We start from the raw sequence: 26598 nt of genomic DNA, 5'->3' as shown, positions 1-26598 counted from the left end.
CAAACGAAGAAGAATAAAGCTGACGGAACGATCCAATTTGACGCGATCTCCTACGCAGCAGAAGGAACTCATACCTATACCGTTCGTGAAGTAGCCGGAACAGATACAGACATTGACTATGATTCCATGAACGCAGAAGTGACTGTTAACGTCACTAAGAACGCGACAACAGGTGTCTTGACAGCCAATGTTGTTATGCCAGCTGATAGCGAATTTAACAACTATGCGGTAGCACCAGTCACAGCGCAGTTCAATTTTACTAAGAAGCTTGAAGGTCGTGAATTGAAGGCTGGTGAGTTTAGTTTTGTTCTGAAGGACGAAAAAGGAAATGTGATTGAAACTGTAACCAACGATGTAACTGGTAAGATTCAATTTTCAGCTCTTACATTCAAACGTGGCGAGGAAGGAATTTATATCTACCATGTAGAAGAAGTGAAAGGTACGGAAGCTGGTATTGAGTACGATCGCATGATTGCTACTGTTGGTATTAAAGTGAAGAAGGATGGTAGAGTGTTGACTGTAACTACTCAGTTGCCAGCCGATACCGAGTTTAATAACAAGGTAACACCACCGACACCACCGACACCACCGACACCATCAACACCACCGACACCATCAACATCAGAAAAATCTAAGGGTCGTGAGTTGCCCAACACTGGTGAACAATCTAAATCTGAAGTTGTCACTCTTGGTGCTGCACTTGGTCTGGTAGGTCTAGGTTTGATTGCAAAACGCAAAAAGGAAGATGAAGCTTAATATTTCGTTTTCTAAAATGAATCAAGATTTGGCTTATAATATCTAAATTAAAGATATTCTAAAAGTGCTAATACATTTATTAAATAAATCATGAACTCATCAACTCAGTTTGGTGAGTTTTTTTCTAGTTTGACAGTCTATTGAAATAAGATTATAATCAAGCTGTAACAGTTCTAAGGAGGTTTGGATGCATTTTAGATTGGAAAATAAGGAGTCGCATAAAGCGCAAGAAATAGGGGATTTGATTCGTGCTTATAATCGTTCCAAAAGAGAAGAGGCTGAAAGCGAGCCCCTGAACCTTTATGTTGAAGACGAAAAGGGTAATCTCATGGCAGGATTAGTAGCTGAGACTTTCGGAAACTGGTTGGAAATCGAATATTTGTTTGTGAAAGAGGAATTACGAGGACAAGGAATCGGTTCAAAACTATTGGAGCAAGCTGAAAATGAATCTAAGAAACGAAACTGTCAGTTTGCTTTCGTGAATACTTACCAGTTTCAAGCACCAGATTTTTATCTAAGCCATGGCTACAAGGAAGTCTTTACCTTGCAAAACTATCCCTATACAGGACAAAGATACTATTACCAAAAGGATTTGTAAGATGAATATGAAAGTATAAAGCAAAGAGGGATTTTTCACATCATTATGGAGGTGGGCAAATGGACATAATATTGGATATGGGCAACGTCTTATTAGAATGGAACAAGGATAAGATTTTACAAGGCGTTTCGGATACGAAGAAAGATTATCTGATGTTAGATAAGACTATCTTTCAGTCGGAGCTTTGGGAAAGATTAGATCTTGGTACCATGACGAGACAAGAATTAGTGCTTAAAGTTGTGTCCATGATTGGAAGTACCTATCAAAAGAAGGTCGAAGAAGTTATCTGGAATTGGCCTAGCTACATTGATATCTATACGGAAGTCTTTCCTGTCTTGTTAGAACTAAAGAAAAAGGGGCATCGCATCTTTGTCTTGTCCAATACCTCAAAGGTATTTTATGATTTGCTGAAAGAGCAACTGTCTCCCTTAAAAGAACTTTTAGATGGCTTTGTCCTATCCTGTGATATAAAAGCTATAAAGCCTGATTTGGCAATGTTTAAGGAGATTCTTGACAAATACCAGTTAGATCCCGCAAATTGTATCTTTCTAGACGATATTGAGGACAATACAAGCGCAGCCCAGAAATTGGGAATCAGGGCCTATCAGGTCAAGAAAAGAAGTGATGTCGTCGATATTTTGAAATCCTATATTTAAATTCTAAACTCTCTATTTTCTGTGGTAGAGAGTTTTTTGTTAATAAAATCTTACAAAATGACATTTATATATTGCATTAAGTTAGATATATGGTATAATGTTTTTAAAAGAAGCGCAACTTTTTAAAAATGTGAAGGAGGACGCTAGTGGCTAAAAATTTAAAATTAAAATTAGCTCGGGTGGAGCTTGACTTAACACAAGGGGATTTGGCAGAGGCTGTAGGTGTTACTAGGCAGACTATAGGCTTGATTGAAGCTGGAAAATACAATCCGAGTCTCTCGCTTTGCCAGTCCATTTGCAGACGCTTAGGAAAAACATTAGACCAACTATTTTGGGAGGAAGAAGATGAAAAATAGAAAAAAACTTGTGATCAAAGATGAACGTACGGAAAAATTGGATGGAAAGATTTCAGGAGAAATTCTTTTGGGAATGTGCCTATTTTTAGCACTGGAAATTTTTGCCAAACTTTATATCTTCAATTTAACGCTTCTGTCCTATTTACCAGAATTACTTTTATTGATTGGAGTCGGTTTGTATGCCATTATTCGCCGCATGTATGTTGGAATTGACATTAGAGATATTGTTGAGAATACTGGAAAAGAAAGAATTTTATCTGCTTTGGGATTTTCTATAGTGATTTTATTGATTGATATCGTAGGCAATCGCGAGGAACTGGTCAGTCTATTGACTTGGAAGTACTCCCTAAAAGTGGTTCTAGCAGTTATCATCTATCTCGTTGGGAGTTATTCTATGGATAGAGTTATCCTATACTTGAATCGCAGAAATCAGCAAGTTTGGGAGGAAGAAGATGAAAAATAGATTTTTTTATTATCAATTACTAGACGAAAGAGAAGAACAACTGATTAACAAAGCTGGGACAGAGTCTTTTTATATGTTTATCGGGCTCATTCTGCTAAGTTATTTGGTGGCTGTATTAGCACCTGCTCTTTTTAATCCTAATATTCTTCTGGTTACCCTTCTTTTAGGAATTTTCTTCTTTTTCAATCGTGCACGACAACTTGGAGTGACCTACTATAGTCGTTTTCATTTTACGATTGGGGGGTGTTTGCTGGTAACTCTCGCTATTACGACTCTCTTGATGTTGCAGAATTATCAATTCAATATCGAAATTTATCAGCACAATCCTCTGAACTTTAAATACTTATCTGCTTGGGCCATTACTTATCTGATTTACCTTCCTTGGGTTTTTATCGGTAATCTAGGCCTTAAAAGTTATGGCGAATGGGCTCAAAAAAAGTTTGAGCAAGATATGGATGAACTGGAGACTGGAGAATAGCTTGTTATCTTTTTATCAATCTCAGTAAAATGTGTTATAATAGTACTAATTTATCGGATGGTGTGAAAGTGGTAGAATACGTTCATACCTTTGTAAAAAAGGAAGAAGGAAAACAGATGTATCCAGATGATAGTTTGACATTGCACACGGACTTGTACCAAATCAATATGATGCAAGTTTACTTTGACCAAGGGATTCACAATAAAAAGGCGGTCTTTGAGGTTTACTTCCGCCAGCAACCGTTTAACAACGGTTATGCAGTTTTTGCTGGTTTGGAAAGAATTGTACATTATCTTGAAGACTTATGCTTTTCAGATAGCGATATTGCTTATTTGGAGTCGCTTGGTTATCATGGGGCGTTCTTAGACTACCTCCGCAATCTCAAGTTGGAGTTGACAGTCCGTTCTGCTCAGGAAGGGGACTTGGTCTTTGCCAATGAACCGATTGTACAGGTGGAAGGGCCTCTAGCCCAATGTCAATTGGTCGAAACGGCTCTCTTAAACATCGTTAACTTTCAAACCTTGATAGCGACTAAGGCAGCACGTATTCGTTCGGTCATTGAGGATGAACCCTTAATGGAGTTCGGGACACGTCGTGCGCAAGAAATGGATGCAGCTATCTGGGGAACACGAGCAGCGGTGATTGGTGGAGCCAACGGAACTAGCAATGTGCGAGCAGGGAAACTCTTTGGTATTCCAGTATTGGGGACTCATGCCCATGCCTTGGTACAGGTTTATGGAAACGACTATGAAGCCTTCAAGGCTTATGCGTCAACCCATCGTGACTGTGTATTTTTAGTAGATACCTATGATACGCTTCGCATCGGTGTGCCAGCTGCTATTCAGGTGGCGCGTGAACTGGGTGATCAGATTAACTTTATGGGTGTGCGGATTGACTCTGGGGATATTGCCTACATTTCCAAGAAAGTTCGTCAGCAACTAGACGAGGCTGGCTTTACAGAGGCTAAGATTTATGCTTCAAATGACCTAGATGAAAATACTATCCTCAACCTCAAGATGCAAAAGGCTAAGATTGATGTCTGGGGTGTGGGAACCAAGCTGATTACTGCCTATGACCAGCCTGCTCTTGGTGCAGTTTATAAGATTGTTGCGATCGAAGATGAGAATGGCCAGATGCGCAATACTATCAAACTGTCTAATAATGCTGAAAAAGTGTCTACGCCAGGTAAGAAGCAGGTATGGCGCATTACCAGTCGTGAAAAAGGCAAGTCAGAAGGTGACTACATTACTTATGATGGTGTGGATGTGAGTGACATGACTGAAATCAAGATGTTCCATCCGACCTATACCTATATCAAAAAAACCGTTCGTAATTTTGACGCCGTTCCTCTCTTGGTGGATATTTTCAAAGCAGGAACATTAGTTTACAACCTGCCTAGTTTGACTGAGATTCAAGATTATGCCCGTAAGGAATTTGACAAGCTTTGGGATGAGTATAAACGGGTTCTCAATCCGCAACATTACCCGGTAGACTTGGCGCGTGATATTTGGCAGGACAAAATGGACTTGATTGACAAGATGCGCAAAGAAGCCCTTGGTGAAGGAGAAGAAGAATGAGTTTGCAAGAGACCATTATCCAAGAACTAGGTGTCAAACCAGTGATTGACGCTCAGGAAGAAATCCGTCGCTCTGTCAATTTTTTAAAGAAATACTTAAAAAAACATCCCTTTCTTAAAAGCTTTGTGTTGGGAATTTCTGGAGGACAAGACTCAACCTTAGCAGGGCGCTTGGCGCAATTAGCTATGGAAGAAATGCGAGCAGAGACAGGAGATGACAGCTACCAATTTATCGCTGTCCGCCTGCCCTATGGCGTGCAAGCAGATGAGGCAGATGCTCAAAAAGCCCTTGCTTTCATCCAGCCAGATGTCAGTTTTGTTGTGAATATCAAGGAATCAGCTGATGCCATGACAGCTGCAGTCGAAGCGACAGGAAGTCCTGTTTCAGACTTTAACAAGGGAAATATCAAGGCGCGTAGTCGTATGATTGCCCAATATGCCCTTGCGGGTGCCCATAGTGGAGCTGTCATTGGAACAGACCATGCTGCGGAAAATATCACAGGCTTTTTTACCAAGTTTGGTGACGGTGGTGCAGATATTCTCCCTCTTTACCGCCTCAATAAACGCCAAGGAAAACAACTCTTGAAGGAACTTGGTGCAGACCCAGCCCTTTATGAAAAAATCCCAACAGCAGATTTGGAAGAAGAAAAACCAGGTATTGCAGACGAAGTAGCTTTGGGAGTCACTTATGAAGAGATTGATGACTACCTAGAAGGAAAAACAATCAGCCCAGAAGCCCAAGCGACTATCGAAAACTGGTGGCACAAAGGCCAACACAAACGCCACCTACCAATCACCGTATTTGATGACTTTTGGGAGTAAAAAGGTCCGGGGGACCTTTTTAGCTTCTTGCCTTGAAACTCGAGAGCAAGAATAACCTCCAGTGGAGGTTTTTACCCTGAGCCTAGAAATGAGAAAGCGAAGAAGGTCCGAGGGACCTTTTTAGCTTGAGCCTTAAGCTTAGAAAGCGAGGTAACATTATGAAAGCAATCGGTACGCAAATATTACAGACAGAACGTTTGATTTTGAGAAGATTTGTGGAGAGTGATGCGGAAGCCATGTTTCAAAATTGGGCTTCATCTGCTGAGAATCTGACCTATGTCACCTGGGATCCTCATCCTGATGTTGAGGTGACTCGGAACTCGATTCGAAATTGGGTTGCCTCCTATGCAAATCCCAACTATTACAAATGGGCCATTTGTCTCAAAGAAAACCCGGAGCAAGTGATAGGAGATATCAGTATCATTGAAATGCACGAGGGAGATTTAAGTTGTGAAATTGGCTATGTGCTAGGCAAGGAATACTGGGGCCGTGGTATGATGACAGAGGCCTTAAAAGCTGTGTTAGACTTTTGTTTTACTCAAGCAGGTTTTCAAAAAGTCAGAGCTCGTTACGCCAGTCTCAACCCAGCTTCAGGCCGTGTTATGGAAAAAGCGGGAATGTCTTATCTAAAAACCATTGCCAATGGTGTGGAGAGAAAAGACTACGTTGCGGACCTTATTTATTACCAGATAAGCAGGGAAGATAGGTGATTTTCTTTTCTGTTTCTATCAAAGTCAGACCTTGTCTGGCTTTTTTTGTGCCAGATTTCTGAATAAACTGATTAAATTCCTATTTTTCCCTATCATTGTCCCTGTTTTTTCTTAGAGTTGGGAATTATAATAGACTTATCAAAAGAAAGAAGGGTGAAAAGATATGGACAATGTAATCTTTTTTATTAGTGTTTTTCTTGCTGGAATTCTTTCCTTCTTTTCTCCTTGTATTTTACCCTTGTTGCCAGTCTATGCAGGAGTCTTATTGGATGATAAGAATGATGCTCAGGCTTCTAGCGGAAAATTTTCAATCTCAGTTGTAAGTTTATTGCGAACTCTGGCCTTTATAGCGGGGATTTCCTTTGTTTTTATCTTACTGGGTTATGGAGCTGGTTTTTTAGGCAATTTGCTGTATGCTTCTTGGTTTCAGTATGTGACGGGTGCGATTATCATTCTCTTGGGCTTGCACCAGATGGAAGTTTTACATTTGCAGGGACTTTACAAGGAAAGAAGGCTACAATTAAAGAGACAAGGGCAAAAGGGTAACGGCTATAGTCAGGCATTTTTACTGGGGTTAACCTTTAGTTTTGCTTGGACGCCATGTGTGGGGCCGGTTCTGGGGTCTGTTTTGGCCTTGGCGGCTTCAGGTGGTTCAGGAGCTTGGCAGGGTGCTGGTCTCATGTTGATTTACACGCTGGGTTTGGCGCTACCATTTTTGGTTCTAGCTCTTGCTTCCAGCTATGTTTTGAAACATTTCCGAAAACTCCATCCTTATCTCGGAACCTTCAAAAAAGTGGGTGGTTTTCTCATTATCGTGATGGGAATCTTGGTGCTTTTGGGAAATGCTTCCATTTTGACTACATTATTTGAATAGAGAGGAAAAAGAAATGAAAAAATGGCAAACATGTCTCCTTGGAGTAGGCTCAATTTGTTGCTTGGTAGCCTGTTCGGCTAAAAACATGTCAGACGAGTCTACTATGAAGGAGCAATCCAAAACAGAACAAGTTAGTTCGAAAACTGCGACTAAAGGTCAGGAAGTCGCTGATTTTGAACTGACAGGTGTAGATGGCAAGACCTATCGTTTGTCTGATTACAAGGGCAAGAAAGTCTATCTCAAATTTTGGGCTTCTTGGTGTTCCATCTGTCTAGCCAGCCTTCCAGATACGGATGAAATTGCTAAAGAAGCTGGTGATGACTATGTGGTCTTGACAGTGGTGTCTCCTGGACACAAGGGAGAACAAGCAGAAGCGGACTTTAAGAACTGGTACAAGGGCTTAGATTATAAAAATTTTCCAGTTCTAATTGATCCATCAGGCAAACTTTTGGGAAGTTATGGTGTCCGTTCTTACCCGACTCAAGCCTTTATAGACAAGGAAGGCAAGCTGGTCAAAACGCAACCAGGTTTTATGGATAAGGATATGATTTTAAAGACATTGAACGAAATGGGGTAGGGAAAAGGTCATGAATGATAAAGTAAAACTTTTTGTCTTGGCAGGGGTCATTCTCCTAGCCATAACCGGTTTCTATTTTCTATTGATGCGAAATGCAGGGCAGACAGATAGCTCGCAAATTGAGAAAGCATCAGTTAGCCAAGGAGGAAAAACAGTGAAAAAAACAGAAGTGAGCAAAGACGCGGACTTGCACGAAATTTATCTAGCTGGAGGTTGTTTCTGGGGAGTGGAGGAATACTTCTCACGCGTACATGGAGTGACAGATGCCGTTTCAGGCTATGCAAATGGTAGAGGAGAAACAACCAAGTACGAATTGATTAACCAAACAGGACATGCGGAGACTGTCCATGTCACCTATGATGCCAATCAAATTTCCCTCAAGGAAATTCTGCTTCATTACTTCCGCATTATCAATCCAACAAGCAAAAATAAACAAGGAAATGATGTGGGGACCCAGTACCGTACCGGTGTTTATTACACAGATGACAAGGATTTAGAGGTGATTAACCAAGTCTTTGATGAGGTGGCTAAGAAATACGACCAACCTCTGGCAGTTGAAAAGGAAAACTTGAAGAATTTTGTGGTGGCGGAGGACTATCACCAAGACTACCTCAAGAAAAATCCAAATGGCTACTGCCATATCAATGTCAATCAGGCTGCCTATCCCGTCATCGATGCCAGCAAATATCCTAAACCAAGCGATGAAGAATTGAAAAAGACCTTGTCACCTGAGGAGTATGCTGTCACCCAGAAAAATCAAACAGAACGAGCTTTTTCAAACCGTTACTGGGATAAATTCGAATCTGGTATCTATGTGGATGTTGTCACTGGCGAACCCCTCTTTTCATCAAAGGACAAGTTTGAGTCTGGTTGTGGCTGGCCTAGTTTCACCCAACCCATCAGCCCAGATGTTGCCACCTACAAAGAAGATAAGTCTTACAATATGACGCGCATGGAAGTGAGAAGTCGAGTTGGAGATTCTCACCTTGGCCATGTCTTTACGGATGGACCAGAGGACAAGGGGGGGTTACGCTACTGTATCAATAGTCTCTCTATCCGATTTATTCCCAAAGACCAAATGGAAGAAAAAGGCTATGCCTATTTACTAGATTATGTTGATTAAGAAGTCTTTCCTAAGCAGTTAGAGGAGAATTTTGCTATACTGATACTAGTAAGTGGTAAAGGAGCAGAGCATGACCTACACAATCTTAATCGTAGAAGATGAGTATCTGGTAAGACAAGGTTTGAGCAAGCTGGTCAATGTAGCAGCCTACGATATGGAAATCATCGGTCAGGCTGAAAATGGAAGACAGGCTTGGGACTTGATTCAAAAGCAGGTGCCAGATATCATTTTAACCGATATTAACATGCCTCAGCTGAATGGCATCCAGTTGGCTAGTCTGGTACGAGAAACCTATCCTCAGGTTCACCTAGTTTTTTTGACAGGTTACGATGATTTTGAGTATGCCTTGTCTGCTGTCAAACTCGGTGTGGATGACTACTTGCTCAAGCCCTTTTCGCGTCAGGATATTGAGGAAATGTTGGGGAAAATCAAGCAAAAACTAGACAAGGAAGAAAAGGAAGAGCAGTTACAAGATTTATTAACTGATAAGTTTGAGGGAAACCTGGCCCAGAAAATCCAGTCCCATCTGGCTGACAGTCAATTTAGTTTAAAGAGCTTGGCCAGTGATTTGGGCTTTAGCCCAACTTATTTGAGTTCCTTGATTAAGAAAGAGTTGGGTTTGCCTTTTCAGGATTACCTGGTGAGGGAGCGTGTCAAACAAGCTAAGCTCTTACTTCTGACCACGGATTTAAAGATTTACGAGATCGCAGAGAAGGTTGGTTTTGAAGATATGAACTACTTTACCCAACGTTTTAAACAGATTGCAGGTGTGACACCTCGTCAGTTTAAGAAGGGAGAAGGTCGATGAAGCGTTCTTCTCTTTTAGTCAGAATGGTTATTTCCATCTTTCTGGTCTTTCTCATTCTACTAGCTCTGGTTGGGACTTTCTACTATCAATCTAGTTCATCAGCCATTGAGGCCACTATTGAGGGTAATAGCCAAACGACCATTAGCCAAACTAGCCACTTTATTCAGTCTTATATCAAAAAATTAGAAACCACCTCTACCAGTTTGACCCAGCAGAAGGATGTCTTAGCCTATGCTGAGAATCCTAGTCAAGACCAAACCAAGGGAATCCGAGATTTGTTTTTGACCATCTTAAAGGCAGATCAGGACTTGAAAACGGTGGTACTGGTCACTAAATCCGGTCAGGTTATTTCTACAGATGACAGTGTGCAGATGAAAACTTCCTCAGATATGATGGCTGAGGATTGGTACCAAAAGGCTATTCATCAGGGAGCTAAGCCAGTTTTAACCCCAGCTCGTAAATCAGATAGTCAATGGGTCATTTCTGTTACTCAGGAACTTGTTGATGCAAAGGGGGCCAATCTTGGCGTGCTTCGTTTGGATATTTCTTACGAAACTTTAGAAGCCTATCTCAACCAACTCCAATTGGGTCAGCAGGGTTTTGCCTTTATCATCAATGAAAATCATGAATTTGTCTACCATCCTAAACGTACTGTCTATAGCTCAGCGAGTGAAATGGAGGCCATGAAACCCTACATCGAGACGGGACAGGGCTATACGCTGGATCACCAATCCTATGTCAGTCAGGAAAAGATTGCAGGAACAGATTGGACAGTGCTTGGAGTGTCTTCACTTGAGAAGTTAGACCAGGTTCGGAGTCAACTCATGTGGACCTTGCTTGGTGCTAGTGCCTTATCTCTTCTTGCCTGTCTCTGCTTGGTGTGGTTCAGTCTCAAGCGCTGGATTGCCCCTTTGAAGGATTTGAGAGAAACCATGCTGGAAATTGCTTCTGGTACACAAAATCTGCGTGCCAAGGAAGCTGGTGCCTATGAACTGAGAGAAGTGACTCGTCAGTTCAATGCCATGTTGGATCAGATTGATCAGCTGATGGCAGCTATTCGCAGGCAGGAAGAAGCGACCCGGCAGTATGAGCTTCAAGCCTTGTCAAGTCAGATTAACCCCCATTTCCTCTATAACACCTTGGACACTATCATCTGGATGGCTGAATTTCAGGATAGTCAGCGAGTGGTTCAGGTGACCAAGTCTCTGGCAATCTATTTCCGCTTGGCGCTCAATCAAGGAAAGGATTTGATTTCTCTTTCTGATGAAATCAATCATGTCCGCCAGTATCTCTTTATCCAGAAACAACGCTATGGTGATAAGCTGGAGTATGAGATTGATGAAGATCCTGCTTTTGGTAACCTAGTCTTACCCAAGCTGGTGTTACAACCTCTTGTAGAAAATGCTCTTTACCATGGCATTAAGGAGAAGGAAGGTCAGGGCCATATTAAAGTCTCTGTTCAGAAAAAGGATACAGGGCTTGTCATCTGCATTGAGGATGATGGTGTTGGTTTCCAAGCTGCTGGCGATAGTAGTCAAAGTCAGCTCAAACGTGGGGGAGTTGGCCTTCAAAATGTCGACCAACGACTCAAACTTCATTTTGGAGACAATTACCAGATGAAGATTGATTCTGCACCCGAAAAAGGAACGACAGTTGAAATATACCTCAATAAAATCGCAACAAGCTAACTCCCAGTCTATTCTGGGAGTTTTGCTTTTAAAAATCAGAATGATTAGTTGGCCTTGATAAAATCAGTAAAAAAAGATATGATAGATAGTGACAAAAGAGGTATCAAGTATGAAGGAAAAAGACATTCAAAGAGCAACAAGCCAGATTGTAGAAGATGTATTAGAAAAGGCTAATTTGAAGCAAGGAGCTATCTTTGTTTTGGGCCTTTCTTCTAGTGAGGTGATGGGTGGTCAGATTGGTAAGGAATCCAGCCAGGAAATTGGGGAAATCATCGTGAAAACCATCCTAGATATCCTAGAGGAAAAAGGAATTCATCTAGCTGTTCAAGGTTGTGAACATGTCAATCGGGCCCTCGTCGTGGAACGTCAGGTGGCAGAGCAGTTTGGTCTGGAAATCGTCAGTGTCCTTCCTACACTTCATGCAGGAGGGTCAGGTCAGTTGGCAGCCTTCAAGTTTATGCAGGATCCAGTTGAGGTCGAATTTATCAAGGCTCATGCTGGATTGGATATCGGAGACACTGCAATTGGCATGCATGTCAAGCATGTTCAGGTTCCGATTCGCCCTCTTTTTAAAGAAATTGGGCATGCCCATGTAACGGCTCTTGCAAGTCGTCCAAAATTAATCGGAGGTGCGCGTGCGCAGTATCCACAAGATTCTATCAGAAAGTCGTGAGAATGAGAAAAACAAAACAACAACTAGAAAAAATCACCAAATATTCGATTCGTAAGCTAACTGTTGGGGTAGGTCCTGTAGCCATCGGGGCCTTCCTTTTTGGTGCTAGTACCTTTTCAGTAGATAAGGTGCAAGCCAATGAAGTTGGCGGAGATCATAGCGTTCATTACCGTTATCTGGCGGAGCAGGAATTGACTGAGTCTGAAAAAGCCTTGATTCACCATGAAGTTCCTACAGAATTTCAAGATGAAGATATTCTCTATGTAGTTTATCGCAAGAAAGCAACTAACAGTCAACAACTTCCTTACACAGGAAGTAAAGAACTAGCCTTGGCTGGTCTTGGCTTGGCAACAGCCTCACTAGCAGTCTTTTTGGTATCCAAAAAAGGTCACAAAGAGGTCCTAGGTGTTCTCTTGATTGGTTCTTTGGGAGCCAGCACTTTTGTACCTTATGGGACATTTGCATTTGAAAATAAAGAATTGCTTTCTTATAACCAAACTATTTCAGCCTCTACACATGAAGGCTTGGCTGAAGGAATTATTCATATTGATGGCTATGAGTACATCGGTTACTTCAAGGAAGCGGAACTCCATCCATCAAGACCAGCTTCAGCTGAAAAGTCTCAGTTGCCAGTAGAAAAGCAAAGTTCAAAAGAAATCGAGAAAACAGGAGTAACTCAGGAAAGACCTGCTGTTGCTTCGGAAATTGCCGTCGAAAAATCTGTAGTAGAGAATCCAGTTGCGCCTGCGGTTGAAGAAAAACCAGTTTCTGAGAAGCCTCAGGCTAGACAGGAAGAGAGCTTGGTAGAGATTTCTTTTGAAACGGTCACAAGCCCAGATGCGAATCTAGCAGAAGGACAGACTCGTATCGTCACAGCCGGAGTAAATGGTCAGCGTCGTCTTGTAACCAAAGTTTCGATGGTCAATGGTCAAGAAGTTAGAGAAGTCATCGAAGACCAAGTATTCCAAAATCCTGTGTCGCAAGTCATTGCAGTCGGAACTAAGAAAGAGGTGCAACCTGCTCCAACTCCAGTACCACAAGCTGAACCAACTCACCAAGTAGCTAAAGGTACGCAAGAAGAAGGCAAAGAAGGTCAATCTTTAACGCAACCCGAATTACCAGAGGTTACAGTAGAGTCTAAAGGAACTCAAGAGGCAGGTAAAGAAGGTCAATCTTTAACGCAACCCGAATTACCAGAGGTTACAGTAGAGTCTAAAGGAACTCAAGAGGCAGGTAAAGAAGGTCAATCTTTAACGCAACCCGAATTACCAGAGGTTACAGTAGAGTCTAAAGGAACTCAAGAGGCAGGTAAAGAAGGTCAATCTTTAACTCAACCAACATTACCAGATGCTCCAGTAGAAGTAAAAGGTACACAAGAGGAAGGTAAAGTAGGTCAAGCTCTTGTACAAGAACAGTTACCTGAGTACAAAGTAACTGAGGGAACCCTTGTTGAAACATCGACTACAGACCTAGACTACAAAACTGAAACGACTGAGGATCCAACCAAGTATACGGACGAAGAAACTGTCGTAAGAAATGGTGAAAAAGGTAGTCAAGTTACTAAAACAACTTATAAAACAGTAGAAGGTGTTAAAACTGACCAAGTTCTTTCAACTAGCACAGAAGTTACCAAGGAGCCTGTAAACCAACAGGTAAGTCGTGGGACAAAACCAATTGAAGGAACTCTTGTAGAAGAAAGTCTTGAAAAGATTCCATTTAAGGAAGTTGTTAAAGAAGATGACCAACTGAAAAAAGGCTTAGAAGTTGTAGCTCAAGAAGGAAAAGAAGGCCAGAAAAAAATCACCAAAACCTTTAATACCATTAAGGGAGTTAAAACAGAGGACGCTCCAAAAGTTACAGAGGAAATCCTTGAGGCACCTCAAGACAAAATTTTGAAACGTGGTACCAAGACCTTTGAAAAACCAGTATTGACCATCACAGCAGTTGAGCCTAAGGATTTGAAGCGTACTTCAGATGTTAAGTATAGTCTAGAAAATCCAAGTAAGGCAGCCATTAAATCTATTACCTTAACTCTGAAAAAAGGTGATGAGATTGTCAAAACCTTGAATGTTTCACCAGACGACTTGACAACTACCCTGACAGATTTACAGTACTACAAGGATTATAAACTTGAAACGAAGATGGTTTATGACCGTGGTGAGGGTGATGAGGAAGAGGTTCTGAAAGAAGAACCGCTAAGACTTGACCTTAAAAAAGTTGAAATCAAAAACATCAAAGAAACAAGCTTGATGAGTGTGGATGATGCTGGTGTTGAAACAGATAAGAGCTTACTTACTGAAAAACCGACAGACGTTGCTCCATTTTACTTACGAGTGACAACTCATGATAATAAGACAACAAGACTTACGGTAAGTTCTGTTGAAGAAGTGGTTGTCGATGGAAAAACATTGTACAAAGTGGTAGCAAAAGCTCCAAACTTAGTTCAACGTAGAGCAGATGATACTTTCAGTGAAGAGTATGTTCATTACTTTGAAAAACAAAAATTAAAAGAAGGTAATGTATATTACAACTTCAATGAGCTTGTAAAAGATATGCAAGCTAACCCAACGGGTGAGTTTAAACTTGGTGCGGATCTTAATGCAGCAAATGTTCCGACTCCGAATAAACAATACGTGACGAACATTTTTAAAGGTAAGTTGTATAGTGAAGGTGATAAACGTTATACCATTCACAATCTAGCTCGACCATTGTTCAACCGTGTTGAAAATGCTCATATTCATGACATCAACTTTGGTAATGTGAATATCAATATGCCGTGGGCTGATAAAACAGCTCCACTTGGAGATATGTTTAAGAACTCAACGATTGAGAATATTAAGGTTACGGGTAATGTGGTTGGTAATAACGACGTTACAGGTATGGTCAACAAACTAGATGAATCCAATATGCGTAATGTAGCCTTTATCGGTAAAATCGAAAGCGTGGGTAACAAAGGTTGGTGGTCTGGTGGACTTGTAAGTGAAAGCTGGAGAAGCAATGTAGATAGTTCTTATGTTGAAACTGACATTAAAGCCAACAATGCTAAATTTGGTGGATTGATTGCCAAAGTCAACCATGGTGGAAATCCAAATGATGTTAAACAAAAAGGTCGTTTAACTAAATCTGTGGCCAAAGGGACATTGACACTCAAAACCAATAATCAAAGCGGTGGTTTAATTCACGAAAACTATGACTGGGGTTGGGTTGAAAATAACGTCAGCATGATGAAAGTGACAAATGGTGAAATGATGTATGGTTCAGGGTCAGTTGACTCAGGTGACCCATACTTCGGATTTGATTACTTCAAGAACAATGTGTATGTGAACGATGTTGCATCAGGTAACGTTTCTTATAACCGTTCAAAACAGATTAAGGGTGTCGACCAAGCAGAAGCGGATAAACGGATTGCTTCGTTCAATATCACAGCCAATAAATATGAAATCACACCATATTTGACTGATAAATTAAATCACGTAGCGTATAAAGAAGACACGTACAAAACTACTCAAGATTATAATGCAGAACGTGAACTTGCTTACCGAAATGTTGAAAAACTTCAACCGTTCTACAATAAAGAGTGGATTGTGAATCAAGGTAATAAGACTCCTGAAGGATCTAAATTATTAACTACAGAAGTATTATCTGTGACAGGTATGAAGGATGGTCAATTCGTGACAGACTTATCTGATACTAGTCACATTATGATTCACTATGCAGATGGTACTAAGGAAGAAAAAGTTGTCACACGTAAAGCTGATTCTCAAGTCCAACAAGTTCGTGAATATAGTATCGAAGGTCTTGGTGACGTCGTTTATACACCGAATATGGTTGTTAAAGATAGAACACAATTAATCAACGATATTAAAGCAAAATTATCAGGTGTTGAATTGATTTCACCTGAAGTGCGTGCGTTAATGGACAAACGTGGTAAAGCTGAAGAAAATACTGATGGTCGTAAAGATGGTTATATTAAAAATCTATTCCTTGAAGAAAGCTTTGAAGAAACGAAAGCTAATTTGGATAAATTAGTCAAAGCTTTAGCCGAAAACGAAGACCATCAATTGAATAGTGATGAAGCTGCCATGAAAGCTCTTCTTAAAAAAGTAGAAGACAACAAAGCTAAAATTATGATGGCTCTTACTTATTTAAATCGTTATTATGGATTTAAATACAATGATATGAGCATTAAAGACCTTATGATGTTCAAGCCTGATTTCTATGGTAAGAATGTTAGTGTTATCGATAGATTGATTCAAATTGGTTCACGTGAACATTTCTTGAAAGGAGACCGAACTCAAGATGCTTATCGTGATGTGATTGCGGGAGCAACAGGTAAAGGTAATTTAAATGACTTCTTAACATATAACATGAAACTCTTTACAGAAGATACTGATATGAATGTATGGTATAAGAAAGCTATTTCTCATACTAACTATGTAGTTGAGAAACAATCATCTAATCCTGATTTTGCTAATAAGAAATATCACTTATATGAAAACTTAAATAACGGCGAGCATGGTCGATACATTTTACCACTTCTGAATACGAAGAAGGCTCACATGTTCTTAATTTCAACGTACAATACGCTAGCGTTTAGTGCATTTGAGAAATATGGTAAGAATACAGAATCTGAACGTGAAGCGTTTAAGAAAGAAATCGACTTACGTGCTCAAGAGCAAATTAATTACTTAGACTTCTGGTCAAGACTTGCTGCTGATAATGTACGTAATCAGTTGTTGAAATCTGAAAACATGGTTCCATCAGCAATTTGGGATAACCAAGATGTTCCAGGTAATGGATGGGCTGACCGAATGGGTCATAATAAGAATGGTGACTATGCTCCAGTTCGGGAGTTCTATGGACCTACAGGTAAATGGCACGGATATAACGGTATGGGTGCGTATGCTTATATCTTCTCTAATCCACAAAACTCAGAAGCTGTATACTACATCATTTCTAGTATGATTAGTGATTATGGTACATCTGCATTCACTCACGAAACAACTCATATCAATGACCGTATGGCCTATTTAGGAACATGGCGTCATCGTGAAGGAACAGATATTGAATCATTTGCTCAAGGTATGCTACAATCTCCATCACTTACGAACTATAATGGTGAATATGGTTCACTTGGATTGAATATGGCGTACGAACGTAAAAATGACGGTACACAAATTTATAACTATGATCCTAATATGTTAAGTAGTCGTGAGAAGATTGATCACTACATGAAGAACTATAACGAATCAATGATGATGCTTGATTACTTAGAAGCAGAATCTGTCATCAAGAAAAATACTGGAACTAACGATAAGTGGTTCAAGAAAATCGATAAGAAATATCGCGAAAAAGCGAGCTACAATAAGTTAGAAGGTGCACCACACCAATGGGATTTAGTTCGTGATTTAAATGATGATGAGAAGAGTATGAAACTGACAGCTATTGATCAACTTGTAGATAACAACTTCGCTACTAAACACGGGCTACCAGGTAATGGTCATTACCGTACTGAAGGATTCGATTCTGCTTATACTGTTGTGAATATGATGACTGGTATTTACGGTGGTAACACAAGTAAGAGTACGGCTGGCTCAATCTCATTCAAACACAATACATTCCGTATGTGGGGCTACTACGGTTACCTTGATGGATTCTTAGGGTATGCATCTAACAAGTATAAACAAGAATCTAAAGCAGTCGGTAACGTAGGTCTAGGTGATAACTTTATCATCCAAAAAGTTTCTAAAGGTAGATTTAATACATTAGAAGAGTGGAAGAAAGAATGGTATAAAGAAGTCAGAGCTAAAGCTGAGAAAGGTTTTGTAGAAATTGAAATTGATGGTCAAAAGATTTCAACATATGAAAAACTTCAAGAGCTATTCGATGCTGCAGTTGAAAAAGACCTTCAAGGTAATAAATTTGATAATACAGTGAATCTTAAATGGAAAGTTTACAAACAACTCTTGCAGAAATCAGACGGATTTACTGGAGATTTATTCACTAAATAGTAGATAGGACTAGTAAAATGAAAAAAGGTAGATCAGCTTTGTCTGTATCTGCCTTTTTGTGCTATACTTAAGATATGCATAGAAAAACAGTGATTGATTTTAGGGCTTTGGGGGAGAGATACACCTTTACCCAACCGATTAAAGAGTTGAAAACGAGAGATTTAGCAGAAGTGACGGACCTGCTGGCACAAGTGGAAAGCTACCAAGAGCAAGGCTATTATGTGGTGGGCTATGTCAGTTACGAGGCTGCACCTGCATTTGAGGAGAAATTAGCAGTTCACAAGGTTCCTCTACTAGGAGAGTACTTGCTTTACTTTACCGTTCACGATAGGGTGGCAACATCGCCTATTCCTCTGACTTATGAGGAAGTAGATTTGCCTTCAAAGTGGCGGGAACAAACATCTGCAGAGGACTATGAAAAAGCTATTGCCCAGATTCACCATCATTTGCGTCAGGGGGACACCTACCAGGTAAATTACACTGTCCAACTCAAGCAAGACTTAAGCGCCAATCCTTTTGCCATCTACAATCGTATGGTGGTAGAGCAGGAGGCGGGCTACAATGCTTATATTGAACATGACGAGATGGCAGTGATTTCCATGAGTCCAGAGCTCTTTTTTGAGCAAAATGACCGTGAGTTGACAACGCGACCAATGAAGGGAACAACCCAGCGTGGAGTGACTGACCAAGAAGATCTTGCCCAAGCTAGCTGGCTAGAACAGGATCCTAAAAATCGCTCTGAAAACATGATGATTGTGGACCTCTTGCGCAACGATATGAACCGTATTTCTGAAGTGGGCAGTGAGCATGTAGAACGTCTGTGCCAAGTGGAGCAGTATTCAACTGTTTGGCAGATGACGTCGACCATCAAGAGTCAGTTACGATTGGATGTGGACTTGGTTGCCATTTTTCGCTCTCTCTTTCCTTGTGGATCCATAACGGGAGCTCCGAAAATTGCTACCATGGAAATCATCAAGGACTTGGAGCCTCAACCTAGAGGGGTTTACTGTGGAACTATTGGTCTCTTGCTTCCAAATGGGCGACGGATTTTTAATGTCGCCATTCGGACTATCCAACTGCATCAAGGGAAAGCCATCTATGGAGTGGGTGGTGGCATTACTTGGGATAGTACTTGGGAATCTGAATACCGAGAGGTTCATCAAAAGGCGGCTGTTCTCTATCGTAAACAAGCTCGTTTCAAATTGATTACAACTGGGAGAATCAGCCAAAAACAACTGTTGTTTGAAGATCAACATCTGGAAAGACTGACAAAGGCGAGTCGTTATTTTGCCTATCCTTTTGATCCAGAAGAACTGAGACAAAAGATAGAGGAAGAGTGCCAAGCTTGTGATTCCCACCAAGACTACCGTTTGCGAATTAGTCTCAGCAAATCTGGAGAGATGGAACTCAGTCGGCAAATCTTAACACCCCTCAGTCCAAGTTTCTGCAAAGCCAAACTCTGCCTGCAAGAAGCAGATTTGAATCAGGCGTTTACCCACTTTAAAACAACTCATAGACCACACTTAAGTCTAGGTAAACAGGAAATCATTTACCATAATGCAGCAGGGGAGCTTTTGGAAACGTCTATCGGGAATTTGGTTCTGAAAATTGACGGGAAGCTCTACACACCGCCTATCAATCTTGGCATCTTGTCAGGAATCTATCGTCAGCATTTGCTAGGAAAAGGACAGGTAGAAGAGAAAATTCTGACTTTGGCAGACTTGAACCAAGCAGAAGCTGTCTATGGCTGTAATGCAGTCAGAGGCTTGTATGAGTTGTTATTGAAGGAGAAATAAATGAAATTGATATTTTTACATGGCTTAGGTCAGACGGCCACAAGCTGGAAGGAAGTTCAGGATCTACTTGCCAATTATCCTTCTGAGGCCCTTGAATTGTTTCCTACGGGGGTTGGGTCTTATAAGGAAGCCAAAAAACGGATAGCTAAATACCTATCAGAGGAGAAGAAACCTTTTGTTTTAATCGGTTTATCCCTCGGTGCTACTCTTGCACTAGAGCTTTCAAGTTACGATTTGCCAAATCTTCAAGGTTTAGTCTTGTCAGGCTGTCCAGTGAAACTAGCAGGTAATATCTTGTTTAGAATCCAGTTGATGATTTTTAAACTACTTCCAAAAAGTTTTTTTGAAAAGCAGGGAGCAGACAAAGCTCTCATGGTTGGTGTTTCTGAGGAATTGAAAACACTTGATTTAACCCAAGTAGCACAGAATTGTTACTATCCAACCTTGCTAATTTGTGGTAGCCAAGACAAGCCTAATCTCAGTTCTATGAGAGGCCTTCATCAATTGATGTCAGATTCTAAGTTGCAGATTATTCCTGACGGTCCTCACACACTGAACACTGACAAACCGAAGGAGTTTGCAGAAAAGACTAGAAGTTTTCTTGAATTGCTGGAATAAGTCTGGTAAAATAAAAGCGAAAACGGTATCAAAAAAGGAGAGAATAATGAAAAAAAAGTTTTGCTAAAAGTGGCTTTTGCTGCCCTTCTAGTTTGGGGACTATTTACCGAACCAGTTACTGCAGAGGAAAATATTCATTTTTCTAGTTGTAGAGAAGCATGGGAAAATGGTTACTCTGATATTCATAGAGGAGAACCAGGTTACTCTTCTAAACTAGATCGTGATGGTGATGGGATAGCTTGTGAACGTGCCAATGCACCTCGGGGAGTCTTTAAACCACGCCAGTCGGGTTCGCAATCCAATGTCACAGCTAGCGGATGGGTCAAACAGGACGGTTATTGGTATTATTTTGCTGAAAATGGGCATGCAGTTAGGAATGCTTGGCAAGGTAGCTATTACCTTAAGTCAGATGGCAAGATGGCAGCCAGCGAGTGGATTTATGATGCTAGCTATCAATCTTGGTACTATCTAAAATCCGACGGTTATTATGCGAGAAGTACTTGGCAGGGGAGCTACTACCTTAAATTAAATGGTAAGATGGCAGCAGGTGAATGGCTATATGATTCCTATTATCAATCGTGGTATTATCTAAAAGAGGACGGAGCTTACGCCCGCAACGCTTGGCAAGGAAGCTATTATCTCAAGTCGAATGGTAAGATGGCAGCAAGTGAATGGGTTTATGACACCAGTTATCAAGCATGGTACTACCTAAAATCAGATGGTTCATACGCTCGTAATACTTGGCAAGGGAATTACTATTTGAAATCAGATGGTAAAATGGCAAAGAATGAGCGAGTTGATGGTGGCAGATACTACGTAGATGGTTCTGGCCTTTGGAAACAATAAATCAGAATAATTTCTAGGAAGTTAATGCAAACCTTTGCACAAAACAGACGATTTTGTTATACTATATCTGTAAGCATTTTCAATTAAAAAGGAGAAGACGATGAGTCAAAAGATTATTGGGATTGACCTTGGTGGAACATCTATCAAGTTTGCAATTTTAACTCAAGAGGGAGAAATCCAAGAAAAATGGTCTATCAAGACCAATATTTTGGACGAAGGAAGCCATATTGTAGATGATATGATTGAGTCTATTCAGCATCGTTTGGACTTGCTTGGATTGTCAGCTACGGATTTCCGAGGGATTGGAATGGGATCACCTGGTGTGGTTGACCGTGAGAAAGGGACTGTTATCGGTGCCTACAATCTAAACTGGAAAACCCTTCAACCGATTAAAGAAAAGATTGAAAAAGCCTTGGGTATTCCATTCTTCATTGATAATGATGCCAACGTTGCTGCTCTTGGTGAGCGCTGGATGGGTGCTGGTGAAAACCAACCAGACGTTGTCTTTATGACACTTGGTACCGGTGTTGGTGGTGGTATCGTGGCAGAAGGCAAACTGCTTCACGGTGTTGCTGGTGCTGCCGGTGAGCTTGGTCACATCACTGTTGACTTTGACCAACCAATCGCATGTACCTGTGGTAAAAAAGGCTGTCTTGAGACAGTTGCTTCAGCAACAGGGATTGTCAACTTGACTCGTCGTTACGCTGATGAATATGAAGGCGATGCAGCCTTGAAACGCTTGATTGACGACGGTGAAGAAGTAACTGCTAAAACTGTCTTCGACCTTGCAAAAGAAGGAGACGACCTTGCCTTGATCGTTTACCGTAACTTCTCACGTTACTTGGGAATCGCTTGTGCCAACATCGGCTCAATCCTCAACCCTTCAACTATCGTTATCGGTGGTGGTGTGTCAGCTGCGGGAGAATTCCTTCTACAAGGTGTTCAAAAGGTTTATGACGAAAATACCTTCCCACAAGTACGCACATCAACTAAATTAGCTCTCGCAACTCTAGGAAATGACGCTGGAGTTATCGGAGCAGCATCACTTGTATTGCAATAGGATTATAAAAGGAGAAAAACACTACTTTAAAGCCAGTGATTTTCCTCCTTTCTTTTTTTATGCTATACTAGTTAGGAAATAAATGAGGTGAGAGTAAATGACAAAAGCAGATACGATTTTTAAAGAGAATATTGAACGAATCCTCAAAGACGGTGTCTTTTCTGAGCAGGCTCGTCCCAAGTACAAAGATGGGACTGTTGCTAATTCTAAGTACGTAACGGGTGCCTTTGCGGAGTATGACTTGGCCAAGGGGGAATTCCCCATTACAACCTTGCGTCCCATTGCAATCAAATCCGCCATCAAAGAAGTCCTCTGGATTTACCAGGATCAGTCTAATAGCCTAGAAGTTCTTAATGACAAGTACAATGTCCACTACTGGAATGACTGGGAAGTGGGAGATACGGGAACCATCGGTGAGCGCTATGGTGCGGTCGTTAAGAAGCACGATATCATTAACAAGATACTCAAGCAGTTGGAAGCCAATCCTTGGAATCGTCGCAATATCATCTCACTCTGGGATTACCAAGCTTTTGAAGAGACAGACGGCCTTCTTCCATGCGCCTTTCAGACTATGTTTGATGTTCGTCGAGTAGATGGGGAAATCTATCTGGATGCGACCTTGACCCAGCGTTCGAATGATATGCTGGTGGCCCACCACATTAATGCTATGCAGTATGTGGCTCTACAGATGATGATTGCCAAACATTTTGGATGGAAGGTTGGGAAGTTCTTTTACTTTATCAACAACCTTCATATCTATGATAATCAGTTTGAACAAGCTAAGGAATTGCTCCGTCGTGAGCCTTCAAACTGCCAACCTCGCTTGGTTTTAAATGTTCCTGATGGGACCAATTTCTTTGATATCAAAGCGGAAGACTTTGAGTTAGTTGACTATGATCCAGTCAAGCCACAGCTGAAGTTTGACCTAGCTATTTAATACTCTTCGAAAATCTCTTCAAACCACGTCAGCGTCGCCTTACCGTACTCAAGTACAGCCTGCGGCTAGCTTCCTAGTTTGCTCTTTGATTTTCATTGAGTATAAAAGAAAATAAAAAGAAGTTGAGATTTCTCAACTTCTTTTGTTGCTTAATGTGATACGCGGCGGCGAGCTGCTTTTTTGCGGTTTTCTTCGATGAAAGCTGCTTTTTGCTCTTCTGGCTCAATCACTTTCTTTTTAATTGCGTATACTGCACCTGCAACGGCAGCGACAGTGCCTGCGACACCTGTTACAAGACCTTTAGCGAATCCTTTAGCCATGAGTCTTCCTCCTTTATCTTCCCGAACAGTCAGGCTCCTCAAGAGGTAGCATTTTTCTGACTGACCTTTTTGTGATATAATAATAGTAACGAAAAAATGGGAATTTTTCAAGGAAAAAAGATGAAAACAAAAATAATTGTGATTGTTGGACCGACTGCTGTTGGGAAGACAGCCCTTGCTATTGAAGTAGCCAAGCGCTTTGGTGGAGAGGTGGTCAGCGGTGACAGTCAGCAAGTATACAGAGGGTTGGATATTGGGACGGCCAAGGCTAGCCCAGAGGAGCAAGCTGCTGTTCCTCATCATTTGATTGATGTCAGAGAGGTGACCGAGTCTTACTCGGCTTTTGATTTTGTTTCAGAAGCTAAGAAGGCTATTGAGGATATTCAAAGCCGTGGTAAGCTTGCTATTATTGCTGGTGGCACAGGGCTTTATATTCAGAGCTTGCTTGAAGGCTATCATCTAGGTGGGAAAACACCTCATGAGGATATTTTAGCCTATCGAGCTAGTTTAGAGCCTTTATCAGATGAGGAATTAGCCCATCTTGTGGAGCAAGCAGGTCTTGAAATTCCCCAGTTTAACCGTCGTCGTGCCATGCGAGCCTTAGAAATTGCCCATTTTGGTCAGGATTTGGAAAATCAAGAGACCTTGTATCAACCGCTGATTATCTGCTTGGATGATGAACGCAGTCAGCTTTATGAGCGTATCAATCGCCGAGTAGATCTGATGTTTGAGGCTGGGCTTTTGGATGAGGCCAAGTGGCTCTTTGATCATTACCCGGATGTGCAGGCTGCTAAAGGCATTGGCTACAAGGAACTCTTTCCTTATTTCCGTGGGGAGCAAACTCTTGAGGAAGCAAGCGAGAGTCTCAAACAGGCGACTCGTCGTTTTGCCAAGCGTCAGTTGACCTGGTTTCGTAATCGCATGCAGGTCACCTTTTATCAGATAGGAGAGCCTGGAGTTCAAGACCGTATTTTAAGCCAGATAGAGGAGTTTTTAAATGATTGAAACGGAGAAAAAAGAGGAGCGCGTCCTGCTCATAGGTGTGGAATTGCAGGGCATGGACAATTTTGACCTTTCTATGGAAGAATTGGCCAGTCTAGCCAAGACAGCTGGGGCAGTCGTTGTGGATAGCTACAGGCAAAAACGGGAAAAGTATGACTCCAAGACCTTCGTTGGCTCTGGTAAGTTGGAAGAGATTGCGCGGATGGTGGATGCAGAAGAAATTACTACTGTCATTGTCAATAATCGTTTGACTCCACGGCAAAATGTCAATCTAGAAGAAGTTCTGGGAGTTAAGGTTATTGACCGTATGCAGTTGATTTTGGATATCTTTGCTATGCGGGCTCGAAGCCATGAAGGGAAGCTCCAAGTCCACCTGGCCCAGCTCAAGTATCTCTTACCTCGCTTGGTTGGTCAGGGGATTATGCTCAGCCGTCAGGCTGGGGGAATTGGTTCCCGTGGACCTGGTGAAAGCCAGCTGGAACTGAACCGTCGTAGTGTTCGCAATCAAATCACAGATATCGAGCGCCAGCTCAAGGTGGTTGAGAAAAATCGGGCGACAGTTAGAGAAAAACGTCTGGAGTCGAGTACCTTTAAGATTGGTTTGATTGGTTACACCAATGCTGGGAAATCAACCATCATGAATACCTTGACCAGTAAGACCCAGTACGAAGCAGACGAGCTATTTGCGACTCTGGATGCGACAACTAAAAGCATCCATCTGGGAGGCAATCTACAGGTGACTTTAACTGATACGGTTGGCTTTATCCAAGATTTACCGACTGAATTGGTATCCAGTTTCAAGTCGACTTTGGAAGAAAGCAAGCATGTGGATCTTTTGGTTCATGTCATCGATGCCAGCAATCCTTATCACGTGGAGCATGAAAAAACGGTTCTGTCTATTATGAAAGACTTGGATATGGAGGATATTCCTCGTCTGACCCTTTATAATAAAGCGGATTTGGTGGAGGATTTCACGCCTACTCAAACGCCGTATGCCCTCATTTCTGCCAAGTCTGAGGATAGTCGTGAGAACTTGCAAGCATTGTTTTTGGAGAAGATCAAGGAGATTTTTGAAGCCTTTACCCTGCGCGTGCCTTTTTCAAAATCCTACAAGATTCATGATTTGGAAAGTGTGGCGATTCTTGAAGATCGTGACTACCAAGATGATGGAGAAGTGATTACAGGCTACATTTCCGAGAAAAATAAATGGAGGTTAGAGGAATTTTATGACTGATTTTAAAACGTTGGCTCTAAAGTATGGAGGTTATACAAGTCTGGATAAGATCTATCTAGATCAACTTCTAGCTGGCAAAACAGAGCAAGAGCAGTTGGCTCTCATCACACCTCCACCGAGTGTAGTTAACGCCTACTTTGCTGAACTCTACCAGAAAAAGAGTCCTGAAGCTGCGACAGATTATTTTGCAGAACTCAGTCATGAACTGAACCTCTACAATGCTGAGCCAAGTTTCACCTTTGAAAATAAGCCTTTTATTCGTCTTAATTTATCTGGCAAATCTTTTGGATTTTGCTACGAGAGTGAAGGACTGGGAAGGATTTTCTCTGAAAATGAAGAGGAAATCTCGAATGACTTGCTTTTTGAGATTGCGCAAATTTTCCCCCATCAGCTCGTCTTTGAAGATTCTGGAAAGATTTACATGAAGGATGCCGGAGACGAAGAAGTTGTTAGTGTGGAGAGTCTCACAGCTTTGACAGATTTGGAAAGCTTGGCTGATGGTCGCAAACGTCTCAAAGGTTATAGCCAAGAGGATTTATTACAAGAAGCTGTTGCTTTTTCTGGCAAGCGCTATTTCCGATCGGAAAACCGCACAGCCATGTTATATATTGATTAA

General features: G+C 41.4%; 25 protein-coding genes. 24 read left to right on the top strand and 1 reads right to left on the bottom strand.

Annotated elements, in window-relative coordinates; translation table 11 throughout:
• From PG086_RS06560 to PG086_RS06460, 21 genes are all read left to right on the top strand, one after another.
• Positions 1 to 756: Spy0128 family protein (locus PG086_RS06560; protein ID WP_270748227.1), on the top strand; the 756-nt coding region annotated here is incomplete at its 5' end.
• 187 nt (positions 757 to 943) lie between these two features.
• Positions 944 to 1354 (top strand): GNAT family N-acetyltransferase, encoded by a 411-nt coding sequence (locus tag PG086_RS06555; protein WP_084853355.1) that lies wholly within the window; start codon positions 944 to 946, stop codon positions 1352 to 1354.
• Positions 1355 to 1413: 59 nt separating this feature from the next.
• Complete coding sequence (locus tag PG086_RS06550) at positions 1414 to 2010, top strand: HAD family hydrolase (protein ID WP_084853356.1); 597 nt, start codon at positions 1414 to 1416, stop codon at positions 2008 to 2010.
• A 146-nt stretch (positions 2011 to 2156) separates the two neighbouring features.
• The gene (locus PG086_RS06545) at positions 2157 to 2366 is read left to right on the top strand and encodes a helix-turn-helix transcriptional regulator (RefSeq protein WP_001107496.1); all 210 of its coding nucleotides are present in this window, start codon (positions 2157 to 2159) and stop codon (positions 2364 to 2366) included.
• Positions 2356 to 2829 carry a DUF6773 family protein gene (locus PG086_RS06540; protein ID WP_268716617.1) on the top strand — a complete coding sequence of 158 codons (474 nt, stop codon included), beginning with the start codon at positions 2356 to 2358 and terminating at the stop codon, positions 2827 to 2829. Before PG086_RS06545 ends, PG086_RS06540 begins: the two co-directional genes overlap by 11 nt.
• The gene (locus tag PG086_RS06535) at positions 2819 to 3307 is read left to right on the top strand and encodes a DUF6773 family protein (RefSeq protein WP_270748223.1); all 489 of its coding nucleotides are present in this window, start codon (positions 2819 to 2821) and stop codon (positions 3305 to 3307) included. Before PG086_RS06540 ends, PG086_RS06535 begins: the two co-directional genes overlap by 11 nt.
• Before the next feature lie 116 nt (positions 3308 to 3423).
• Complete coding sequence (locus PG086_RS06530; protein ID WP_084853359.1) at positions 3424 to 4884, top strand: nicotinate phosphoribosyltransferase; 1461 nt, start codon at positions 3424 to 3426, stop codon at positions 4882 to 4884.
• The gene (gene nadE / locus PG086_RS06525) at positions 4881 to 5705 is read left to right on the top strand and encodes an ammonia-dependent NAD(+) synthetase (RefSeq protein ID WP_084853360.1); all 825 of its coding nucleotides are present in this window, start codon (positions 4881 to 4883) and stop codon (positions 5703 to 5705) included. Before PG086_RS06530 ends, nadE begins: the two co-directional genes overlap by 4 nt.
• A 158-nt stretch (positions 5706 to 5863) precedes the next feature.
• On the top strand, positions 5864 to 6415 hold the full coding sequence (locus tag PG086_RS06520) for a GNAT family N-acetyltransferase (RefSeq protein ID WP_084853361.1): 552 nt from the start codon (positions 5864 to 5866) through the stop codon (positions 6413 to 6415).
• A gap of 163 nt (positions 6416 to 6578) precedes the next feature.
• Positions 6579 to 7289, top strand: a complete 711-nt coding sequence (gene ccdA2, locus PG086_RS06515) for a thiol-disulfide oxidoreductase-associated membrane protein CcdA2 (RefSeq protein WP_084853362.1) — start codon at positions 6579 to 6581, stop codon at positions 7287 to 7289.
• Between the two features lie 13 nt (positions 7290 to 7302).
• Positions 7303 to 7866, top strand: coding sequence for a redoxin family protein (locus PG086_RS06510; protein WP_084853363.1), 564 nt, complete (start codon positions 7303 to 7305; stop codon positions 7864 to 7866).
• Positions 7867 to 7876: 10 nt separating this feature from the next.
• Positions 7877 to 8989, top strand: a complete 1113-nt coding sequence (gene msrB, locus PG086_RS06505; RefSeq protein WP_084853364.1) for a peptide-methionine (R)-S-oxide reductase MsrB — start codon at positions 7877 to 7879, stop codon at positions 8987 to 8989.
• A gap of 70 nt (positions 8990 to 9059) precedes the next feature.
• Positions 9060 to 9797 carry a response regulator transcription factor gene (locus PG086_RS06500; RefSeq protein WP_084853365.1) on the top strand — a complete coding sequence of 246 codons (738 nt, stop codon included), beginning with the start codon at positions 9060 to 9062 and terminating at the stop codon, positions 9795 to 9797.
• Positions 9794 to 11485, top strand: coding sequence for a cache domain-containing sensor histidine kinase (locus PG086_RS06495; RefSeq protein ID WP_270748219.1), 1692 nt, complete (start codon positions 9794 to 9796; stop codon positions 11483 to 11485). The genes PG086_RS06500 and PG086_RS06495 overlap by 4 nt, the downstream gene beginning before the upstream one ends.
• Before the next feature lie 109 nt (positions 11486 to 11594).
• A complete protein-coding gene (locus PG086_RS06490) occupies positions 11595 to 12158 on the top strand; it encodes a TIGR01440 family protein (protein ID WP_270748217.1) in 564 nt (187 codons plus the stop codon).
• Between the two features lie 2 nt (positions 12159 to 12160).
• Complete coding sequence (locus tag PG086_RS06485; protein ID WP_270748215.1) at positions 12161 to 18169, top strand: ZmpA/ZmpB/ZmpC family metallo-endopeptidase; 6009 nt, start codon at positions 12161 to 12163, stop codon at positions 18167 to 18169.
• Positions 18170 to 18243: 74 nt separating this feature from the next.
• Positions 18244 to 19965 carry an aminodeoxychorismate synthase component I gene (gene pabB, locus PG086_RS06480; protein ID WP_270748212.1) on the top strand — a complete coding sequence of 574 codons (1722 nt, stop codon included), beginning with the start codon at positions 18244 to 18246 and terminating at the stop codon, positions 19963 to 19965.
• Positions 19966 to 20583, top strand: a complete 618-nt coding sequence (locus PG086_RS06475; protein WP_270748211.1) for an alpha/beta fold hydrolase — start codon at positions 19966 to 19968, stop codon at positions 20581 to 20583. It begins immediately after the preceding gene.
• 60 nt (positions 20584 to 20643) lie between these two features.
• Positions 20644 to 21429, top strand: coding sequence for an excalibur calcium-binding domain-containing protein (locus tag PG086_RS06470; RefSeq protein WP_081730811.1), 786 nt, complete (start codon positions 20644 to 20646; stop codon positions 21427 to 21429).
• Between the two features lie 100 nt (positions 21430 to 21529).
• Positions 21530 to 22489, top strand: a complete 960-nt coding sequence (locus PG086_RS06465; protein WP_000078551.1) for an ROK family glucokinase — start codon at positions 21530 to 21532, stop codon at positions 22487 to 22489.
• 97 nt (positions 22490 to 22586) lie between these two features.
• Positions 22587 to 23426: a thymidylate synthase gene (locus PG086_RS06460; protein ID WP_270748207.1), complete on the top strand. Its 840-nt coding sequence runs from the start codon at positions 22587 to 22589 to the stop codon at positions 23424 to 23426.
• 149 nt (positions 23427 to 23575) lie between these two features.
• On the opposite strand, the gene PG086_RS06455 is transcribed toward PG086_RS06460, so the two are convergent.
• Positions 23576 to 23746, bottom strand: coding sequence for a DUF3042 family protein (locus tag PG086_RS06455; protein WP_001051782.1), 171 nt, complete (start codon positions 23744 to 23746; stop codon positions 23576 to 23578).
• 120 nt (positions 23747 to 23866) lie between these two features.
• Here PG086_RS06455 and miaA point away from each other — a divergent pair, with 120 nt between their 5' ends.
• From miaA to PG086_RS06440, 3 genes are read left to right on the top strand one after another with little or no spacing between them, the layout of a single operon-like run.
• A complete protein-coding gene (gene miaA / locus PG086_RS06450) occupies positions 23867 to 24751 on the top strand; it encodes a tRNA (adenosine(37)-N6)-dimethylallyltransferase MiaA (protein WP_270748203.1) in 885 nt (294 codons plus the stop codon).
• A complete protein-coding gene (gene hflX / locus PG086_RS06445) occupies positions 24744 to 25982 on the top strand; it encodes a GTPase HflX (RefSeq protein WP_270748200.1) in 1239 nt (412 codons plus the stop codon). The genes miaA and hflX overlap by 8 nt, the downstream gene beginning before the upstream one ends.
• Positions 25975 to 26598: a cystathionine beta-lyase gene (locus PG086_RS06440; protein WP_270748197.1), complete on the top strand. Its 624-nt coding sequence runs from the start codon at positions 25975 to 25977 to the stop codon at positions 26596 to 26598. The genes hflX and PG086_RS06440 overlap by 8 nt, the downstream gene beginning before the upstream one ends.

The organism is Streptococcus halitosis (genome assembly GCF_027691175.1).
GTDB lineage: Bacteria > Bacillota > Bacilli > Lactobacillales > Streptococcaceae > Streptococcus > Streptococcus halitosis_A.
The sequence above is the reverse complement of the archived record's forward strand: the minus strand, read 5'-3'. Positions and strand labels throughout refer to the sequence as shown.

Bases quoted from the DNA above. Each gene is read 5' to 3' on its own strand.
- PG086_RS06475 (WP_270748211.1), top strand. From the start codon at position 19,966: ATGAAATTGATATTTTTACATGGCTTAGGTCAGACGGCCACAAGCTGG.
- PG086_RS06465 (WP_000078551.1), top strand. From the start codon at position 21,530: ATGAGTCAAAAGATTATTGGGATTGACCTTGGTGGAACATCTATCAAG.
- miaA (WP_270748203.1), top strand. From the start codon at position 23,867: ATGAAAACAAAAATAATTGTGATTGTTGGACCGACTGCTGTTGGGAAG.
- msrB (WP_084853364.1), top strand. From the start codon at position 7,877: ATGAATGATAAAGTAAAACTTTTTGTCTTGGCAGGGGTCATTCTCCTA.
- PG086_RS06520 (WP_084853361.1), top strand. From the start codon at position 5,864: ATGAAAGCAATCGGTACGCAAATATTACAGACAGAACGTTTGATTTTG.
- ccdA2 (WP_084853362.1), top strand. From the start codon at position 6,579: ATGGACAATGTAATCTTTTTTATTAGTGTTTTTCTTGCTGGAATTCTT.
- PG086_RS06555 (WP_084853355.1), top strand. From the start codon at position 944: ATGCATTTTAGATTGGAAAATAAGGAGTCGCATAAAGCGCAAGAAATA.
- PG086_RS06455 (WP_001051782.1), bottom strand. From the start codon at position 23,746: ATGGCTAAAGGATTCGCTAAAGGTCTTGTAACAGGTGTCGCAGGCACT.
- PG086_RS06530 (WP_084853359.1), top strand. From the start codon at position 3,424: ATGTATCCAGATGATAGTTTGACATTGCACACGGACTTGTACCAAATC.
- hflX (WP_270748200.1), top strand. From the start codon at position 24,744: ATGATTGAAACGGAGAAAAAAGAGGAGCGCGTCCTGCTCATAGGTGTG.
- PG086_RS06485 (WP_270748215.1), top strand. From the start codon at position 12,161: ATGAGAAAAACAAAACAACAACTAGAAAAAATCACCAAATATTCGATT.
- PG086_RS06510 (WP_084853363.1), top strand. From the start codon at position 7,303: ATGAAAAAATGGCAAACATGTCTCCTTGGAGTAGGCTCAATTTGTTGC.
- nadE (WP_084853360.1), top strand. From the start codon at position 4,881: ATGAGTTTGCAAGAGACCATTATCCAAGAACTAGGTGTCAAACCAGTG.
- PG086_RS06535 (WP_270748223.1), top strand. From the start codon at position 2,819: ATGAAAAATAGATTTTTTTATTATCAATTACTAGACGAAAGAGAAGAA.
- PG086_RS06550 (WP_084853356.1), top strand. From the start codon at position 1,414: ATGGACATAATATTGGATATGGGCAACGTCTTATTAGAATGGAACAAG.
- PG086_RS06440 (WP_270748197.1), top strand. From the start codon at position 25,975: ATGACTGATTTTAAAACGTTGGCTCTAAAGTATGGAGGTTATACAAGT.
- PG086_RS06495 (WP_270748219.1), top strand. From the start codon at position 9,794: ATGAAGCGTTCTTCTCTTTTAGTCAGAATGGTTATTTCCATCTTTCTG.
- PG086_RS06490 (WP_270748217.1), top strand. From the start codon at position 11,595: ATGAAGGAAAAAGACATTCAAAGAGCAACAAGCCAGATTGTAGAAGAT.
- PG086_RS06460 (WP_270748207.1), top strand. From the start codon at position 22,587: ATGACAAAAGCAGATACGATTTTTAAAGAGAATATTGAACGAATCCTC.
- PG086_RS06500 (WP_084853365.1), top strand. From the start codon at position 9,060: ATGACCTACACAATCTTAATCGTAGAAGATGAGTATCTGGTAAGACAA.
- PG086_RS06540 (WP_268716617.1), top strand. From the start codon at position 2,356: ATGAAAAATAGAAAAAAACTTGTGATCAAAGATGAACGTACGGAAAAA.
- pabB (WP_270748212.1), top strand. From the start codon at position 18,244: ATGCATAGAAAAACAGTGATTGATTTTAGGGCTTTGGGGGAGAGATAC.